We start from the raw sequence: 17,029 nt of genomic DNA on the forward strand, positions 1-17,029 counted from the left end.
AACAGGAGGAACGGATGACAACAAACGCCCAAGGCGCCGTCGATTACTCGACGAAGATCCCGAACAACGTCGGCCTCAATGACGACCAGCGCGTGCTGAAGGCGCTGGAGCAATGGCATCCCGGCTATATCGACTGGTGGATGACCATGGGGCCCGAGGGTTTCCAGACTTCCGACGTCTATCTGCGCACAGCGATCTCGATCGGTCCCAAGGGCTGGGCCAAGTTCGACTACGTGAAAATGCCAGAGTACCGCTGGGGCATCCTGCTCGCGCCGCAGGACGAGAGCCGCATGGTGAACTTCGGCGCCCACAAAGGCGAGAAGGCCTGGCAGGAAGTGCCGGGCGAGTACCGCGCCATGCTCCGCCGCCTCGTCGTCATCCAGGGCGATACGGAGCCCGCGAGCGTCGAGCAGCAACGCCACCTCGGCAAGACCGCACCGTCGCTCTACGACATGCGCAATCTCTTCCAGGTGAATGTCGAGGAGGGCCGGCACCTCTGGGCCATGGTCTATCTCCTGCACAAGTACTTCGGCCGTGACGGGCGCGAGGAAGCGGACGGCTTGCTGCAACGCCGCTCGGGTGATCTGGACAAGCCGCGCATGCTCGGCGCCTTCAACGAGTCGACACCGGACTGGCTCTCGTTCTTCATGTTCACGTTCTTCACGGACCGCGACGGCAAGATGCAGCTCGAGAGCCTCGCACAATCGGGCTTCGATCCGCTCTCGCGCACCTGCCGCTTCATGTTGACGGAAGAAGCGCACCACATGTTCGTCGGCGAGACGGGCGTCGGGCGCACCATCGAGCGCACGTGCGAGGCCATGAAAGCGGCCGGCATCGAGGACCCTTACGACATCAATCGCGTGCGGGCGCTCGGCGTCGTCGACCTGCCGACCCTGCAGAAGAAGGCGAACCTGCACTTCTCGCTCTCGCTCGACCTCTTCGGCTCCGAGGTCTCGACCAATGCCGCGAATTTCTACAACTCGGGCCTCAAAGGGCGCTTCAACGAAACGCGCCTCGATGACGATCACCTGCTGACGAGCGCGACCTATCCGGTGCTCAAGTTCGTCGATGGCGCCATCAGGATGGTGGACGAGCCGGCGCTGACGGCGATCAACATGCGGCTTCGTGACGACTACGTGAAAGACTGCCAGGGCGGCGTCTCGCGCTGGAACCGCATCATCGAGAAGGCCGGCATCAAGTTCCAGCTCACGCTGCCGTCGGTCGCGTTCAACCGCGCGATCGGCGAGTTCCGCAATATCCATGCCTCGCCCGAAGGCCAGCTCCTCTCGGACGGCGAATGGGCCGCGCGCAAGGACGAATGGCTCCCCTCGAAGGATGATGGTGCCTTCATCGAGAGCCTCATGAAGCCTTGCTGGGATCGCGGAAAGTACGCGGGCTGGATATCGCCGCCCAAGGTCGGCATCGACAGCAAGCCCGGCGACTTCGAGTACGTGAAGATTGCGGTTTCGTAACTCGTGATCGTCTCGTCGGAGTGGTATGTGCTGCCCGTCGTATCGTGGCCGCCTTAACTAAGAGCGGTCACAATCGCGCCATTTCGCTGGCGCTTGGCTTGGCGAGAGGACAGCAACCGACTAAGGCTGAGCCGCCCCGAACCGCCGGGCGTACCGATTGCCCCGCGGTAGCGTTCGGGTTTCCGCCCCAACTGAGGATCGCACTGTGAACAAAGTGATGAAGGCCGTCATCGCCGCTGCGCTGCTCGCCGCACCGCTGCCCACCGCGATCCACATCGCGCAAACTGCCAAGGCCCAAGACAAAGCCCAAGAGAAGCTCGTCGCCAAGGTCAATGGCAAGGCCATCACCGAGTCCGACATGCAGCTCGCCGAGGCCGAGATCGGCAGCGAGCTCGGCAGCATCCCCCCCGAGGCGCGCCGGCGCGTGGTCCTCGAGTATGTCATCGAGAACCAGCTCTTTGCCGATGCCGCCGAAGCAGCCAAGCTCGGCAGTGGCGCAGCCTTCGACGAGCGCATGAACTACTGGCGGCGTCGGGCGCTGCGCGAATACTACTTCGAGGCCGAGCTGAACAAGTCCGTCAGCGACGCCGACGCGAAGAAGTTCTACGACCAGCAGGTCAGCGGCGCGAAGGCGCAGGAAGAAGTCCGTGCGCGCCACATCCTCGTCGAGACCGAAGCACAGGCGAAGGAGCTTCTGGAGCGGATCAACAAGGGCGAGGACTTCGTCGCGCTCGCCAAGGCGAACTCCAAGGATCCCGGCAGCAAGGGTGAAGGTGGCGACCTCGGATACTTCGGCAAAGGACAGATGGTGCCCGTGTTCGAGGAGACGGCTTTCAACCTGAAGCCCGGCCAGGTATCGGCACCCGTGCAGAGCCAGTTCGGCTGGCACCTCGTGAAGCTCGAGGATCGCCGCCAGCGCGGCGCGCCGCCGTTCGATGCCATCAAGGAGCGCATCATCGCCTCGATGATCCACCGCAAGGCGCAGGAAGTCGCGGCCGATCTGAGAGCCAAGGCGCAGCTCGAGTACGTCGATCCGGCGATCAAGGCGCAGATTGACCAGGAGCGCGCCATCAAGCCGGTGCCCGCACCCGCGCCCAAGCAGTAAGAGACGCGCGGCTAGTCCGCCTTGGTCGGGCCGAAGCGCTGCTCGAAGGCCGCGCGCAAGGCCCGATCGACCTCCACCATCGTCGCGCTGATGCCGAGATCGGCGAGCGAGGTCACGCCGTGCGCGCTGACGCCGCACGGCACGATGCCCGAGAAGTGCTCGAGGTCGGGCGCGACATTCAGGCTGATGCCGTGGAAGCTGACCCAGCGCCTGAGGCGAATGCCGATTGCCGCGATCTTATCCTCGACCGCTGGCCCGCGATCGGGCCGGCGCACCCAGACGCCGACGCGATCAGCGCGCGTCTCCCCGGTGACGCCGAAGGTCGCGAGCGTATCGATCAGCCAAGCCTCGAGGTCGTGCACGAAGGCGCGCACGTCGCTGCCACGCCGGCGCACGTCCAGCATGACATAGGCCACGCGCTGGCCGGGGCCATGATAGGTGTACTGCCCGCCGCGCCCCGCCGCGTAGACGGGAAAGCGGTCCGGCGCGACGAGGTCCGCTGGCTTGGCGCTGGTGCCGGCCGTGTAGAGCGGCGGATGCTCCAGCAGCCAGACGAGCTCGCCGGCTTCACCCTCGGCAATGGCCTTGGCACGCGCCTCCATGAAGGCGATGGCATCGGGATAGGCCACCGGCTCGGGGCTCACGCGCCAGCCGACAGTGGGCTGAAGGCCGGAGAGATTGCGCGGATGTTGCGTCATGGGGCGCGATTTACACCAAATGATGCGATTTCGCGAGTTGGGAGCACTATGCGCGCTACCACCTCAAGGTAGTGCGTCAACTTAGGTGATGACACCACCCTGGACCTCGCGGCCGCGCTGTGCGATTTCGGCAGCGCAGCACCCATCCTAGCCTAGGCCCGAAGCCCATGTCCCAATCCGCGACCGAAACCCTCATCCGCCGCTACTACGACGCGTTCAACAGCGGCGACACCGCGTCGATGCTCGCCTGTCTCGCCGAGGACGTGGTGCACGACGTGAACCAGGGCGGACGCCGCACGGGCAAGGCCGCCTTCACCGACTTCTGCCGCCACATGAACGAGACCTACGAGGAGCGGCTCACGGACATCGCGGTCATGACGAGCGCCGACGGCAAGCGCGCCGCCGCCGAGTTCAACGTCCACGGCACGTACCTCAAGACCGACGAGGGCCTGCCGCCCGCGACGGGGCAGAAGTACCAGCTCCCGGCCGGCACGTTCTTCACGGTCGCCAACGGGCGCATCACGCGGGTCACGACGTACTACAATCTGACGGACTGGCTGCTGCAGGTGGCCGGCGAGGCCCTGGCGAAGGAGCTGGCGAGCAGGAGCTGAGGAGAGTGCCATGGCGCTGCGCGTCGAGAGCTTGACCGGCGACGCCGTACGTGCCGCCATTCCCGAGCTGGCGCGCCTGCGTGTCGCCGTCTTTCGCGACTGGCCCTATCTCTATGACGGGACCGTCAACTACGAGACGGCCTACCTCCGTCGCTTTGCGGCGTCCAAGGACGCCGTGGTTATTGCCGCCTATGATGGTGACGCGGTTGTCGGTGTCGCGACCGGCGCACCGCTCAGCGATCATGCCGAGGCCTTCGCCAAAGCCTTCACCGAGCGCGGCTACGACATCGACAGGATTTTCTACTGCGGGGAGTCGGTCCTGCTCCCGGACTATCGCGGGCACGGACTCGGACACGCTTTCTTCGATGGCCGCGAGGCGCACGCACGCGCGCTCGGCCGTTTCGACAAGATCACCTTCTGCGGCGTCGTCAGACCAGATGATCATCCGCGGAAACCCGCGGCCTACCGCCCTCTCGACGCATTCTGGATGAAGCGCGGCTACGCCAAAGTCGAAGGCCTGACCACAAAGTTCGCCTGGAAGGACATCGACCAGCCGGGCGAAACGGAGAAGCTCATGCAATTCTGGATGAAGGCGCTCTGACATGGCGGCGTGTGAGCGAACCGTCCGCATGGCTTCGGCTGCCTATCCACTCGATGCGCTGCCGACACTCGGCGCGATCGAGGACAAGATCGCGCGTTGGGTGGGAGAAGCTGCGGGCGACGGCGCCGAGCTGCTCGTCTTTCCCGAGTACGGCGCCATGGAGCTTGCGGCTCCCGCCGGTGAAGCCGTCGTCGCGAGCCTCGATGCCTCGCTCCAGGCCGTGTCGGACGCACTTCCGCGCATCGACGCCGTGCACGCCGATCTCGCCGAGCGCTACAAGGTCCACATTCTGGCGGCGAGCGGCCCGCGCCTCGGGAGCGATGGCCGCTATCGTAATACAGCGCGCTTCTTCGCCCCCTCGGGCAAGTCCGGCCAGCAGGACAAGCGCGTGATGACGCCCTTCGAGCACGACTGGGGCATCGTGCCGGGCGATAGGACTTCAGTCTTCGACACGACGCTCGGTCGGATCGGCGTCGCCGTCTGCTACGACAGCGAGTTCCCTCTGCTCGTGCGCGCGATGATCGAGGCGGGCGTGCGCATTCTGCTCGTCCCCTCCTGCACGGAGCTCGTCTCGGGCTATCACCGCATCCGTACATCGGCCATGGCACGGGCGCTGGAAGGGACGTGCGCGGCGGTCGTCTCTCCGACGGTCGGGGACTCCACCTGGTCGCCTGCTGTCGACTACAACAGCGGTGCGGCCGGCATCTATGTCCCCGCCGAAGCGGGCCTCTCGGACACAGGCGTGCTTGCCGAAGGCATCCTCAATGCCCCGGGCTGGGTCCATGCCGCGGTCGACCTTGCGGCGCTCGCTCGACTTGCAGATACGGGTGAAATGCGCAACCGCGCCGACTGGCGCCTCCAGCCGGGGGGCGCGCTGGCCCTGCCGGCCGTGGAGATCATCTCCCTGGTCTGAGGCGCCCCGCGCTTCCATCACGAGCGGACTTTCTCTAGAACGGGCGGGCCGCTAACTCCTGCGAGGCTTCCATGGCTAAAGGCACCCGTCTTGAAAACCGCATTGCGCTCGTCACCGGCGCCTCACGCGGAATCGGGCGCGCGGTCGCGATCGGCCTCGCGCGGGAGGGGGCGCACGTCATCCTGCTCGCACGCACGGTCGGCGGGCTGGAAGAGGTGGACGACGAGATCCGCGCCTTCGGCGGCACGGCGACGCTCGTCAATCTGGACCTGAAGCAGAGTGACAAGGTCGACGCCCTCGGGCCGACGATCTACCAGCGCTGGGGTAAGCTCGACATTCTCGTCGCCAATGCCGGCGTGCTCGGGCCGCTTTCGCCGCTCGCCCACATCACGGGCGATGCCTGGAACGAGGTCATCGAGATCAACCTCACGGCTAACTGGCGGCTCATCCGCTCGCTCGATCCGGTCCTCAGGCGATCCGAGGGGGCACGCGCCGTATTCGTCTCCTCGGGTGCGGCCGCGGCCAAGAATGCCTACTGGGGCCCCTATTCCGTCTCCAAGGCGGGCCTCGAGGCGCTTGTGAAGACCTATGCGCATGAGGTTGCCAGCACGCCCATCAAGGTGAACCTGCTGAACCCAGGCCCGGTGCGTACAACTATGCGCCAGCGCGCCTTCCCTGGCGAGAACCCCGCGACGCTCCCCGAGCCCGAGGCTCTCGTGCCGCTCTTCCTCGATCTGGTCGATGCCGGCCAGACCGAAAGCGGCCGCGTGTATGACTTCAAGACCGGCACGAGCCGATAGCCGTTTCCGATCAGTTGCATAGGGCCCATGCGCCGGCCGGGACCTTGCGGCCGACAGAGGCGCGAACTAGGTTGGCCGCAAAGCTCGGGCGCCTGCTTCGCCCGGAAATCAATCGAGGAGCCCGAAGCCACCGTGACCTTCGCTGAAGGCGTCGCCGCCGCTGTCGGCCGCACCCCCCTCATCAAGCTGCGCCGCGTCTCCGAGGAGACCGGCTGCACTATCCTCGGCAAGGCCGAGTTCATGAACCCGGGCCAGTCGGTCAAAGACCGCGCGGCCCTCTTCATCATCCAGGATGCCGTGGCCAAAGGCCGGCTGCGGCCCGGCGGCACGATCGTGGAAGGCACGGCGGGCAATACGGGCATCGGCATCACCGTGATCGGCAATGCGCTCGGCTACCGCTCGGTGATCGTCATTCCCGAGACTCAGGCCCAGGAGAAGAAGGACGCGCTGCGCCTTCTCGGCGCCGAGCTCGTCGAGGTGCCGGCCGTCCCCTACAAGAACCCGAACAACTACGTGAAGTACTCGGCCCGTCTTGCCGAAGCCCTCAACAAGTCGGAAGCGAACGGCGCCATCTGGGCCAATCAGTTCGACAACGTCGCCAACCGCGAGGGACACATCGAGACGACGGCGCCCGAGATCTGGAACGACACGGACGGCAAGGTTGATGCGTTCGTCTCCGCCGTGGGATCGGGTGGCACGCTCGCGGGCGTCGCCATGGGCCTCAGGGCCAAGAACCCGAAAATCCAGATCGCCCTCGCCGACGTACCGGGCGCGGCGCTGCACAGCTACTACACGACGGGCGTCCTCAAGGCCGAGGGTTCGTCCATCACCGAGGGCATCGGCCAGGGGCGCATTACGGCGAACCTCGAAGGCCTCACGGTCGATCACTCCTTTCTCATTCCCGATGCCGAGAGCGTGGCGATCGTCTTCCAGCTTCTGGAGGAAGAGGGCCTGTGCGTCGGCTCGTCCTCGGGCGTGAACATCGCAGGCGCCGTGCGCCTCGCGCGCGAGATGGGGCCGGGCCACACCATCGTGACGCTGCTCTGCGATTACGGCACGCGCTATCAGTCCAAGCTCTTCAATCCCGAGTTCCTGCGCTCGAAGAACCTTCCCGTGCCGAACTGGCTCGCGAACCCGCGCGCGCCGGTGCCGACCGTGTTCGAGCCCGTCGAGGGAAGCTAGTGTGATGATCGAGAAATTCGCCACGTCTCGCGGTTCAGCATCGAGCGAATTTCTCGATCTGAATCACACTAGCAAACCTACGATTCTAGTGTCCCTCTTGATTCCGAAGTTCGCTCGGGACGCCAGCATCGAGGTCAAGCGAACTTCGGAATCGGGACACTAGGCGCATGACTGAAACAATTTTCCGTTCGGATGCCTACACGCGCGCGTGCGATGCCAAAGTCCTCGCCATCAACGAGCGTGGCGGCATCGTGCTCGATCGCACCATCTGCTACGCGAGCGCCGGCGGACAGCCGGGCGATACGGGCACATTGAGCTGGGATGGCGGCACCTGCCCGATCGCCACCACTGTCTATGACGCCGACAAGACGACGATCGTGCACGTGCCGGCAGCGGGCGCCACGGCGCCACCCGTCGGCGCACCCGTGAGCCTCGCGCTCGATTGGGATACGCGACACCGCCATATGCGCGTGCACACGGCGCTGCATCTTCTCTGCGCGCTCGTGAAGTGGCCCGTGACCGGTGGTCAGATCGGCGCCGAGGAAGGCCGCCTGGATTTCGATATTGCCGATATGACCGGCATCGACAAGGAGACGCTGACGGCGGCGCTCAATGCGCTCGTCGAGGCGGATCACCCCGTGACGACGCGCTGGATCACGGATGCCGAGCTGGAGGCCGCACCCCACCTCGTTCGCACCATGAGCGTGAAGCCGCCCATGGGCTCGGGCAAAGTGCGCCTCGTCGCCATCGGCGAGGACGGCTCAGTCGACCTCCAGCCCTGCGGCGGCACGCACGTCGCACGTACGAGCGAGATCGGTCGTCTCGCCGTGGTCAAAATCGAGAGCAAGGGCAAGCAGAACCGGCGCATTCGCGTCGCGCTCGTCTAGATTTGCCCGCCAGCATCCCAGAGGAAATGCCCATGCCCACGAGCCCCTCCAAATGGATCGTCGAGACCGAGTGGCTCGCCGATCGCCTCGGCTCGCCCGATCTCGTCATCCTCGACGGCACCATGCACCTGCCGACCTCGGGCCGGAATGCACGCGCGGAGTATGAGGCGGAGCACATTCCCGAGGCGCTCTTCTTCGACATCGATGTCGTTGCGGACAAATCGAACCCGCTGCCGCACATGCTGCCCTCGACCGTACAGTTCGCCTCGCAAGTGAAGAAAATGGGCATCGGCGATGGCGCGCAGATCGTCGTGTACGACACAGAGGGGCTCTACTCGGCGGCGCGCGTGTGGTGGATGTTCTGCATCATGGGGCACGACGACGTCGCAGTGCTCAATGGCGGCCTCAAGAAGTGGAAGGCCGAGGGACGCACCCTCACCGATGAGCCGCCGCGGCCACGCCAGCCGCGCCACTTCACGCCGCGCTTCAATTCCGCGCTCGTACGCGAGGCCGCCGAGGTGAAGGCCCTCATCGGTCATGCGACGACGCAGATTGTGGATGCGCGTGCAGCCCCCCGCTTCAAGGGCAGTGTGCCGGAGCCGCGCGCGGGCTTGCGCTCGGGTCATATTCCAAGCTCGCGCAACGTGCCCTTCACGAATCTGCTCAACGCCGATGGCACGCTCAAGGACGAGGCCGGCTTGCGCGCGGTGTTCGCGGAAGCCGGTGTGGACATCAACCGCCCGGTCGTCGCGAGCTGCGGCTCGGGTGTAACCGCGGGCGTCATCGCCTTTGCACTGGCGCAGCTCGGCCGACCCGACACGGCCGTCTATGACGGCTCGTGGACGGAATGGGGCGCGCGCGCAGACTTGCCCATCGAGACAGGTTGAGCGGGAGGCCACGCGATGGTGGAGAAGCCTCTCGTCCCGTTGTCCGCAATCTCCTGGGTCGGCAGCGGCCTCAAGCGGCCCGAATGCGTGCTGACGACCGCCAAGGGCGAGATCTTCGTCGGCGATCATGAAGCCGGCATCGCGGAGATCGGCAAAGCAAAGCGCACGCTCGTCGGCGCACCGCCGGGCTTCGTGCCGAACGGCGTCGCCATGCGCCCCGACCGCCAGTTCCTGATCGCCAACCTCGGTCCCGGCGGCGGCCTATGGCGGCTCGATCATGACTGGCGGCTGTGGCCGGAGCTCTTCGAGGTCGAGGGCGAGGCACTCCGCGTGTGCAACTTCGTCGGGCTTGACGCCGATCACAACGAGTGGATCTCGGTCTCGACGCGCCAGTACCCACGCGAGCGCGCCATGAAACCCGACTTCGGCGATGGCTTCATCGTGCGGCGTGACAAGCACGGCGCGCGCATCGTCGCCGGCGACCTCGCCTACACGAACGAGTGCCACGTCGATCCGAGCGGGCAGTGGCTCTGGGTGAACGAGACCTTCGGCAGCCGCATCACGCGCTTCCCCATCACCAGGCACGGCCTCGGCCGGCGCGAGGTCATGCACGAGTTCGGTCCCGGCGAGCTGCCGGATGGTTTCGCCTTCGACGCCGAAGGTGCGGCCTGGGTGGCGTGCGTCGTCTCGAACCGCGTCATTCGCATCGAGACGAACGGCCGGCGCACGCTCATCCTCGACGACTCCGACCAGGACGTGGTCGATCGCGCGGAGGCGCAGTATCAGCGCGGTCTCGGCGGCCGCGAAGGCCTTGAGGGTGGCGCCACACGCTCGCTCAAAAACATCGCCAGTGTCGCGTTCGGCGGCCCGGATTTGAAGACGGTCTATCTCGGCTGCCTCAATGGGACAGGCGTCGTCTCCTTCCCATCGCCGATTGCGGGCGCCGAACCCGTGCAGTGGCACTGGTAGCCGAACGTTCCCGGTCGGCAGCCATGCGCGACGCACGCTGGCGGCGGCAGCGCCGGTGCGCTACGTCGAGCCACCAGAGGGCTGGGGCCCATTGATCAGGAGCGCGATACCGCATGACAACAGCGGCAGCCGAAATCCGCTATCTGCATGAGAGCCACCCTCAGGGCACCGAGACATACCAGATCGCCCCCGGCATTCTCTGGGCCCGTCTGCCGCTCCCCTTCCGGCTCAATCACGTCAATGTGTGGCTGCTGCGCGATGCCGACGGCTGGACGATCATCGACACCGGCGCTGATACGGCTGACGCCCGCGCCGTGTGGGAAGCGCTGTTCACCGGACCGCTCGCCGATGCGCGTGTCAATCGCCTCGTTGCAACCCACGGTCACACGGACCACGTGGGTCTTTCCGGCTGGCTGACCGAGCGCGCGGGCGATGTGCCCTTCGTCTCGACGCTCGGCGAATGGATGTCGGCACAGGTCCGCATCTGGGATGCGCAGTCGAAATCGGCAACCGATGGCGCCCAGCGCTTTCTGACGGCCCATGGCTGCGACGACGACACGCTCGCCTCCTACCGCGCCGATCGCGAGCGGACGCACGCGCTGCTCGGCCCATTGCCGATCACGCTTACGCGCCTGCGCGATGGCGATACCATCCGCTTTGGCGAGCGCGACTGGGAGGTGATCGTCGCCGGCGGACACGCCATCGAGCACGCTTCCTTCTGGTGTGCCGAGGATCGCATTCTCATCGCAGGCGATCAGATCCTCTCGCGCATCTCGCCCATGATCGGCGTGTTCCCGGCCATGCCGGAAGCCGATCCGCTCGCCGACTATCTCGCCTCGCTTCCGCGCTTCAAGGCCCTTCCGGCGGATGCGCTAGTGCTCCCCTCGCACGGCCTCCCGTTCTACGGCCTGCACGCGCGCGCCGATCAACTCGCGCGCCATCACGAGTTGCGCCTCGACGACCTCGGCCGCCTCATGGACCGGCCGCGTGTTGCCATGGAGCTGGCTCGTGGGCTCTTCGCCCGGGCTGTGGCTGAAGGCCAGGGTCGCCTCGCGCTCGCGGAGACACTGGCCCACGCCAATTATCTCGTCGGCCGGGGCCGCGCCGTCCGCACCAAGGCACCGGACGGTCGCATTCTCTATGGCCGCGCCGAAGAGCCCGACAGCGAGCTCATGGCCGCGCATTGAGGCTTGCGCTCTCTGCCTCGACCGCGCGAACCTGGAGCAAAGAAAACACCTGCCTGGGGGAATGCGCCATGCGCGTCACGGATCTGCGCACGATCATCGTCGAGCTGCCACTCGCGCGGCCGACGCTCAACTCGAGCGGCGTCGGCCATGACCGCATTCGCTGCGTGCTCGTGTTCCTCGACACGGACGTCGGCGTCACGGGCGAGAGCTTTCTCTTCACGAACGGCGGACGACGCATCGAAGTGCTCGAGACCATGGTGCAGAGCCTCAAGCCCGCGGTGGTCGGCTCGGATGTGCGTCATGCCGAGCGCATTTGGGACAAGCTCTGGCGCGAGCTCTACTTCCTCGGCCACAAGGGCGTGACCATCTTCGGCCTCGCGGCGATCGACACCGCGCTCTGGGATGCCAAAGGCAAGGCGCTCAATGCATCCTTCACCAGCATGCTCGGCAGCGCCCACGACCGCATTCCCGTCTATTCGAGCGCAGGCCTCTGGCTCTCGGCGACGCCGGATGAGCTCGCCAAGGAGGCTGCCGGCTATGTCGCGCAGGGTTTTGCGGGCGTGAAGATGCGCGTCGGCAAGAAGCACATCGAGGAGGATGTCGAGCGCGTCGCCGCCGTGCGCAAGGCCATCGGCCCGAAGGTATCGCTCATGTGCGATGCGAGCCGCGGCTTCACGGCCGATCACGCGATCCGCCTCGGCCGCAAGCTCGAAGCCTTCGACCTCACGTGGTACGAGGAGCCGGTGCCGCCCTATGACCACCGTGGATCGGGTCGTGTCGCAGCCGCGATCGACACGCCGATCGCGAGCGGTGAGACGGAGGCGACGCGCTACGGTTTCCGCGAGATGCTGGCGCATGGCTCGGCCGATATCTGGATGGCGGATCTCGGTCGCGTCGGCGGCGTGAGCGAATTCATCAAGGTCGCGCACCTCGCCGCCGCGCACGATATTGCGATCTCCAATCACCTCTTCACGGAGCCGAGCCTCTCGATCCTCGGCGCCTTCGCCAACGCGACGTGGCTGGAATACATGCCGTGGACGGCCATGCTCTATCGCGAGCGCATGGTCATCGAGGACGGCCATGCCGTGGTTCCCGACCGTCCCGGCCTCGGCTTCACGTTCGATCCTGATGCGATCGAACGCTATCGCGTGCGCTGAAAGTCCATAAAGGCGGGTGGGTTCGGGAGGGTGTCCCCCGGGCGGAGCGCGAGGCTGGCCTCGCTCGCGCTGAAAGCGCGAACAGGGCTGCCGCCTCGCGCTCCGCCCGGGGGACACCCCCGAACCCCCGTCTTTTATTGATTTCGCACGACAGGCCGCGCGGTCTGCTCGAGGTACACGACGATGGCCTCGGAAATTGCCGCGCCTGTGACGCGCTCGGCGAGCGAGATCGCGGGCGATGCCGTCACACCGACGACGATCGGCCCCTGGGGCCCGGCGATCGCGTCAACACCTGCAAGTTCCAGCCCGAGCACACGCGCCGCACGCTCGGCAACGGCGCGCGTCGCCTCGATTGCCGCCGCGTCGTCCGTGCGCCATTCGGCTTCGGCGTGGATGTCATCGCGTTCACGTGACGTGCGCGACATCGCCGCCACGGCACGGTTGCCGACGATCGTGTGGCGAACGAGCGGGCCCAGCGCATGACTGCTGAAGCCATCGGCGAAGAGATGCCGGTCGGCAGCGTCTGGATTTGTCGCAGCACTGCTGACGGCAGCGGCCGGAACAGGAATGCCCGCGCGCGCGAGAAGCTGGCGCGTCGCGAGCGGATCGGACACGCGCAGCAGCGGATCGGGTCCATTGATGACGACCGCGCCGAGCGTCTCGAACTGGCGCGCCACGGCTGCCGAGAAAGTCGGCGTGCCGCGACCAGGCCGCACAATCAGCGCGTCGCAATGCGGCGCGGTCTCGCCATCGAGCAGGATCGCCGGTTCGTTCGTGTCGATGAAGAGCGAGACGCGGTCGCGGTCGACCATGACGAGCTTGTGGCCACGTCGCTCAGCAACACGCTGGATGCGCCGGTTGGTGGCATTGTCGGGGCGGCGCGTGAGAAGGCCGATGGTGAGCGGGCGGCGATCCTCGGCCGTGCGCGTCGGAATGTCGTATCGACGATAGCTGAGGCGCGGCTGGCGAAAGGACGTCGCAGGATCGACGAGCATGTCGTCCTGGATGGCCTGGCGGCCGATCAGCATGCGGTAGCTCATGGTCTCGCGGTTGGCGAGCGTGAGCTCGACCGGCCACGTGCGCTCGCCGAGCTTGAGAGCCGTGCGGATGACGTAGCGCATCTCGCTCTCGCCATTCGAGCTCGTCACCTCGCGATGATCGATCACCTCGGCCGTGCAAATGACCTTCACGTCATTGCGGCCAGGAATGGGATGAACGCCGAAGCGCACCATGCGACGGGATGCGGATCCGAAGGGCTCGACGAAGAAGGCGTGCAGCGCCGAGGTTTTGGCGCCGGTGTCGACCTTCGCCTTGATCGCGGGCAGATCCAGATCGGGCAGGCCGACCCATTCCTCCCAGCCGAGCACGAAGGCCTCAGACACGTCCCTTTCCTCGCATTGGCAGTTGCCGGATCGATCCTGCGAGCAGGTAGCCCAGTCGGGGCCCGAGCGCAATGCCGTCCCGGATGCTGAGCATACGACCGGAATGACAATTGACCAGCACGGCGCGGTTGCCTATCTGAGCGGCATGGCCAAGCTACCGATCATTATCCTCCCCGACCCCATTCTCCGCCAGCCGTCTGCGCCAATTGAACGCGTCGACGACGAGCTGAATAGGTTGGTCGACGACATGCTGGAAACCATGTACGCGGCGCCGGGCGTGGGGCTCGCCGCCGTGCAGGTGGGCGTGCCGCGCCGCCTGCTGGTCCTCGACGTCAGCGACAAGGACGACGAGAAGCAGCCGATCGCCATGATCAATCCCGAGATCCTGTCACTCGGCGGCGAGATGCGCGTGCACGAGGAAGGCTGCCTCTCCATTCCCGATGTGCGGATCGAGATCGAGCGGCCATCATCGCTGACCGTGCGCTACACGGACCGGACGGGCGCGCGCCAGGAGCTGACGGCAGACGGCCTGCTCGCGACCGCCATCCAGCACGAGATGGATCATCTCGACGGCAAGCTGATCATCGACTTTCTGACCCGCCTGAAGCGTGACATGATCGTCCGCCGCTTCCGCAAGCAGGCGAAGGACGGCCCTGCGGTCTGAGTGACGGCCGTTGGCTCAGTCGGGCGCTCTTGGAGCTCAATGGACATGCTGCGCATTGTGTTCATGGGCACGCCGGACTTCTCCGTGCCGACGCTGGCGGCGATCGCCGAAGCTGGCCATAAGGTCGTTGCCGTCTACTCCCAGCCGCCGCGACCTGCCGGGCGCGGGATGCACGAGCAGAAATCACCCGTCCACAAATTTGCGGACAATGCGGGGATAGCGGTTCTGACACCGCGCACGCTCCGCGATCCGGCGGCGCAGGAAACTTTCAGGGCGCACCGGGCCGATGCCGCTGTCGTGGTTGCCTACGGCCTCATTCTGCCGCGCACGATCCTCGACGCGCCGCGCTTCGGCTGCTTCAATCTTCATGCCTCGGCGCTCCCGCGCTGGCGCGGCGCAGCGCCCATCCAGCGCGCGGTCATGGCCGGCGACACCGAGACGGCAGCCAGCATCATGCGTATGGATGAGGGCCTCGATACAGGTCCCGTCTGCGCGACCGCGCCGATCGCCATTGGTCCGGAGATGACGGCTGGCGAACTCCACGATCTGATGGCCGCGCGCGGAGCTGCGCTCATGGTCGAGGCGCTGGCGGCTCTCGAGAAGAACACGCTCGCGTGCACGCCGCAGCCGTCGGACGGCGTGACCTATGCCGCCAAGATCGAAAAGGCCGAGGCCCGCATCGACTGGGCTCGATCTGCCGCCGAAGTGCACAACCAGATCCGCGGGCTCTCGCCGTGGCCCGGCGCCTTCTTCGAAGTACGGCACGAGGGCCGCGTCGAACGCCTGAAGGTGCTTCGCGCGACACAGGTCCAAGGCTCCGGTGCTGCGGGCACTCTCCTCGATGACACCGGCACGATCGCCTGTGCGACCGGCGCCGTCCGCCTCATCGAAGTGCAGCGCGCCGGCAAAAAGCCCATGAGCCTCGCCGAACTGCTGCGCGGCTTCAGCCTTCCTGCCGGCACGTGCGTGCTCGCTACACAGGCCGACGAACGTTAAGCATCGTTACCAAATTCTTAAGAAGATCTTCACGGCTCGGGTAGTATAGCCCCCGAATGCGTTCCTGCCGGAGTTGTACCATCATGCGTCGCGCGCTGCTGTCCACCTCGTTTCTCAGCCTCGCCCTGCTGCTCGGCGGCGCCACAGCCGCAGCAGCAGCCTCCCTCACGCGCATCGAGACGCGCCCGTTCTATGGTGCATCGGTCACGATCGAGGAAGGCGTTCGCGTGTACCGCGCCTTACCGGCGGAGCGCCACGTCATCATCAATCCGGATGGCAAGACGCCGCTGAACCTCACCATCGAAGAGCGCAACATCACCGTCAACCAGCACCAGTATCTGTATCAGTACTCGGAGAACGGGGGCGGCAACGGCGGCGACTACTACGATGGTGGCTACTACGACGGCTACTACGGCTATGGCCTCGGCGGCTACATCGTCGACGGCCGGCGCGGACGCGGCCAGTTTCACCGCGGCCGCGGACATGGTGGCCACATGATCCACGTCCCGGGCGCCGGGCGCGGCGGCTTTGGACCCTTCGGCAGTCGCGCCGGTGGTGGCGGCGGTGGTCGCGGACGCTAAGCGGCGGCGCCGGCCTCAACGCTTCTACTTGAACATGCCCTCGCGCAGATTGATGCCGTACTCGATGTACGCCTTCATCGCGCAGAGCATTTGCGTCCAGCCCTGGCAGTTGCCGTAAGAGGCCTTGAGACCGCCGGGCGTCTGGCGCCAGCCTTCCTCTGCAATCGAGACGAGCGTGCGGCCGTCCTCGAGCGCCTCGAAGGTCATGGTCACCATCGTCTTGTATCCGGCCGAGGCTGTCACCGCGGCGTCACCGTCCGAAGGCGCACCGTCGTTCGCTTCCCAGCGCAGCACGATCCGCTGATCCTTCACGACCTCGACCACCTCGACCGGGAATGCACCCGGAAAGTCGTGGAAATCCCACATCACCGTGGCGCCGGTCTCGAGCCGGCCTTTGGCGCCGCCCGTCGTGAAATAGCGGGAGAGCTCGGCCGGATTGGCGACCGCCTCGAAGACTTCCGACACCGGCCTCGCGATATGCGCAGCAACCTTGAACTTCAGCTCCATGGGGCATCCTCCTTGTACGCCCACCCATCATGTTATATTTATATAACATGTCAACCGACGATTCGGCCGATCGCATTTTCAAGGCGCTAGCCGCTCAGACGCGGCGCTCCATACTGGATGCATTGAAGGACGATCCGCAGACGACAGGCGCGCTCTGCGCGCGATTCCCGGCCCTCGACCGTTGCACGGTCATGCAACACCTCAAGGTGCTCGAGGACGCCGACCTCGTGATCGTGCGGCGCCAGGGCCGCGTCCGCTGGAACGTCCTCAACCCCTTGCCAATCAAGCATATTCACGACCGCTGGATCGGCCCCTACGCGTCCCGCAGCGTCGAAATGCTGGATCGCCTCAAGTCGGATCTCGAGGGCTGAGCGGCGGACCTCCTCACCGCCTTGCCATCATTGTGGTGATAAGGGTATCCGAGCGACTG

General features: G+C 66.0%; 19 protein-coding genes. 16 read left to right on the top strand and 3 right to left on the bottom strand.

Translation table 11 applies throughout. The features are described 5' to 3' along the window. Positions 1–14 precede the first annotated feature (14 nt). The gene (gene boxB, locus CS1BSM3_RS21180; protein ID WP_072390548.1) at positions 15–1,472 is read left to right on the top strand and encodes a benzoyl-CoA 2,3-epoxidase subunit BoxB; all 1,458 of its coding nucleotides are present in this window, start codon (positions 15–17) and stop codon (positions 1,470–1,472) included. Between the two features lie 205 nt (positions 1,473–1,677). Then, complete coding sequence (locus CS1BSM3_RS21185) at positions 1,678–2,577, top strand: peptidylprolyl isomerase (RefSeq protein ID WP_143149307.1); 900 nt, start codon at positions 1,678–1,680, stop codon at positions 2,575–2,577. 11 nt (positions 2,578–2,588) lie between these two features. On the opposite strand, the gene lipB is transcribed toward CS1BSM3_RS21185, so the two are convergent. Then, positions 2,589–3,275 carry a lipoyl(octanoyl) transferase LipB gene (gene lipB, locus CS1BSM3_RS21190; RefSeq protein ID WP_083528786.1) on the bottom strand — a complete coding sequence of 229 codons (687 nt, stop codon included), beginning with the start codon at positions 3,273–3,275 and terminating at the stop codon, positions 2,589–2,591. Between the two features lie 167 nt (positions 3,276–3,442). On the opposite strand from lipB, the gene CS1BSM3_RS21195 reads away from it, so the two are divergent. From CS1BSM3_RS21195 to CS1BSM3_RS21240, 10 genes are all read left to right on the top strand, one after another. Beyond that, positions 3,443–3,886, top strand: a complete 444-nt coding sequence (locus CS1BSM3_RS21195) for a ketosteroid isomerase-related protein (RefSeq protein ID WP_072390554.1) — start codon at positions 3,443–3,445, stop codon at positions 3,884–3,886. A gap of 10 nt (positions 3,887–3,896) precedes the next feature. Further along, positions 3,897–4,487, top strand: a complete 591-nt coding sequence (locus tag CS1BSM3_RS21200; RefSeq protein ID WP_072390557.1) for a GNAT family N-acetyltransferase — start codon at positions 3,897–3,899, stop codon at positions 4,485–4,487. Between the two features lie 28 nt (positions 4,488–4,515). Next, the gene (locus tag CS1BSM3_RS21205; RefSeq protein WP_244540582.1) at positions 4,516–5,400 is read left to right on the top strand and encodes a carbon-nitrogen hydrolase family protein; all 885 of its coding nucleotides are present in this window, start codon (positions 4,516–4,518) and stop codon (positions 5,398–5,400) included. 71 nt (positions 5,401–5,471) lie between these two features. After that, complete coding sequence (locus CS1BSM3_RS21210; RefSeq protein ID WP_072390562.1) at positions 5,472–6,200, top strand: SDR family NAD(P)-dependent oxidoreductase; 729 nt, start codon at positions 5,472–5,474, stop codon at positions 6,198–6,200. A gap of 132 nt (positions 6,201–6,332) precedes the next feature. Next, positions 6,333–7,382 carry a cysteine synthase A gene (locus CS1BSM3_RS21215; RefSeq protein ID WP_072390565.1) on the top strand — a complete coding sequence of 350 codons (1,050 nt, stop codon included), beginning with the start codon at positions 6,333–6,335 and terminating at the stop codon, positions 7,380–7,382. A gap of 167 nt (positions 7,383–7,549) precedes the next feature. Continuing rightward, entirely contained in the window at positions 7,550–8,269 is a 720-nt protein-coding gene (locus tag CS1BSM3_RS21220; protein WP_072390568.1) for an alanyl-tRNA editing protein, read from the top strand. 32 nt (positions 8,270–8,301) lie between these two features. Beyond that, on the top strand, positions 8,302–9,156 hold the full coding sequence (gene sseA / locus CS1BSM3_RS21225; protein ID WP_072390571.1) for a 3-mercaptopyruvate sulfurtransferase: 855 nt from the start codon (positions 8,302–8,304) through the stop codon (positions 9,154–9,156). Between the two features lie 15 nt (positions 9,157–9,171). Then, on the top strand, positions 9,172–10,125 hold the full coding sequence (locus tag CS1BSM3_RS21230) for an SMP-30/gluconolactonase/LRE family protein (protein WP_072390574.1): 954 nt from the start codon (positions 9,172–9,174) through the stop codon (positions 10,123–10,125). A 113-nt stretch (positions 10,126–10,238) separates the two neighbouring features. Next, positions 10,239–11,312, top strand: coding sequence for an MBL fold metallo-hydrolase (locus CS1BSM3_RS21235; protein WP_072390576.1), 1,074 nt, complete (start codon positions 10,239–10,241; stop codon positions 11,310–11,312). Positions 11,313–11,380: 68 nt separating this feature from the next. After that, complete coding sequence (locus tag CS1BSM3_RS21240) at positions 11,381–12,469, top strand: mandelate racemase/muconate lactonizing enzyme family protein (RefSeq protein WP_072390579.1); 1,089 nt, start codon at positions 11,381–11,383, stop codon at positions 12,467–12,469. A 134-nt stretch (positions 12,470–12,603) separates the two neighbouring features. Here the strand turns inward: CS1BSM3_RS21240 and CS1BSM3_RS21245 are convergent, their stop codons facing one another. Further along, positions 12,604–13,851 carry a putative ATP-dependent zinc protease gene (locus CS1BSM3_RS21245; RefSeq protein WP_072390582.1) on the bottom strand — a complete coding sequence of 416 codons (1,248 nt, stop codon included), beginning with the start codon at positions 13,849–13,851 and terminating at the stop codon, positions 12,604–12,606. A gap of 145 nt (positions 13,852–13,996) precedes the next feature. On the opposite strand from CS1BSM3_RS21245, the gene def reads away from it, so the two are divergent. The 3 genes from def (at position 13,997) to CS1BSM3_RS28120 (ending at position 16,092) form a co-directional block, all read left to right on the top strand. Further along, on the top strand, positions 13,997–14,515 hold the full coding sequence (gene def, locus CS1BSM3_RS21250; RefSeq protein ID WP_072394235.1) for a peptide deformylase: 519 nt from the start codon (positions 13,997–13,999) through the stop codon (positions 14,513–14,515). 45 nt (positions 14,516–14,560) lie between these two features. Further along, entirely contained in the window at positions 14,561–15,511 is a 951-nt protein-coding gene (gene fmt, locus CS1BSM3_RS21255; RefSeq protein ID WP_072394238.1) for a methionyl-tRNA formyltransferase, read from the top strand. 83 nt (positions 15,512–15,594) lie between these two features. Continuing rightward, the gene (locus CS1BSM3_RS28120) at positions 15,595–16,092 is read left to right on the top strand and encodes a hypothetical protein (RefSeq protein WP_072390585.1); all 498 of its coding nucleotides are present in this window, start codon (positions 15,595–15,597) and stop codon (positions 16,090–16,092) included. A gap of 24 nt (positions 16,093–16,116) precedes the next feature. On the opposite strand, the gene CS1BSM3_RS21265 is transcribed toward CS1BSM3_RS28120, so the two are convergent. Further along, a complete protein-coding gene (locus CS1BSM3_RS21265; protein ID WP_072390588.1) occupies positions 16,117–16,599 on the bottom strand; it encodes an SRPBCC family protein in 483 nt (160 codons plus the stop codon). Positions 16,600–16,646: 47 nt separating this feature from the next. Here CS1BSM3_RS21265 and CS1BSM3_RS21270 point away from each other — a divergent pair, with 47 nt between their 5' ends. Then, entirely contained in the window at positions 16,647–16,970 is a 324-nt protein-coding gene (locus CS1BSM3_RS21270; protein WP_072390591.1) for an ArsR/SmtB family transcription factor, read from the top strand. Positions 16,971–17,029: the final 59 nt, after the last annotated feature.

It is taken from the genome of Hyphomicrobium sp. CS1BSMeth3 (assembly GCF_900117415.1).
Lineage (GTDB): Bacteria > Pseudomonadota > Alphaproteobacteria > Rhizobiales > Hyphomicrobiaceae.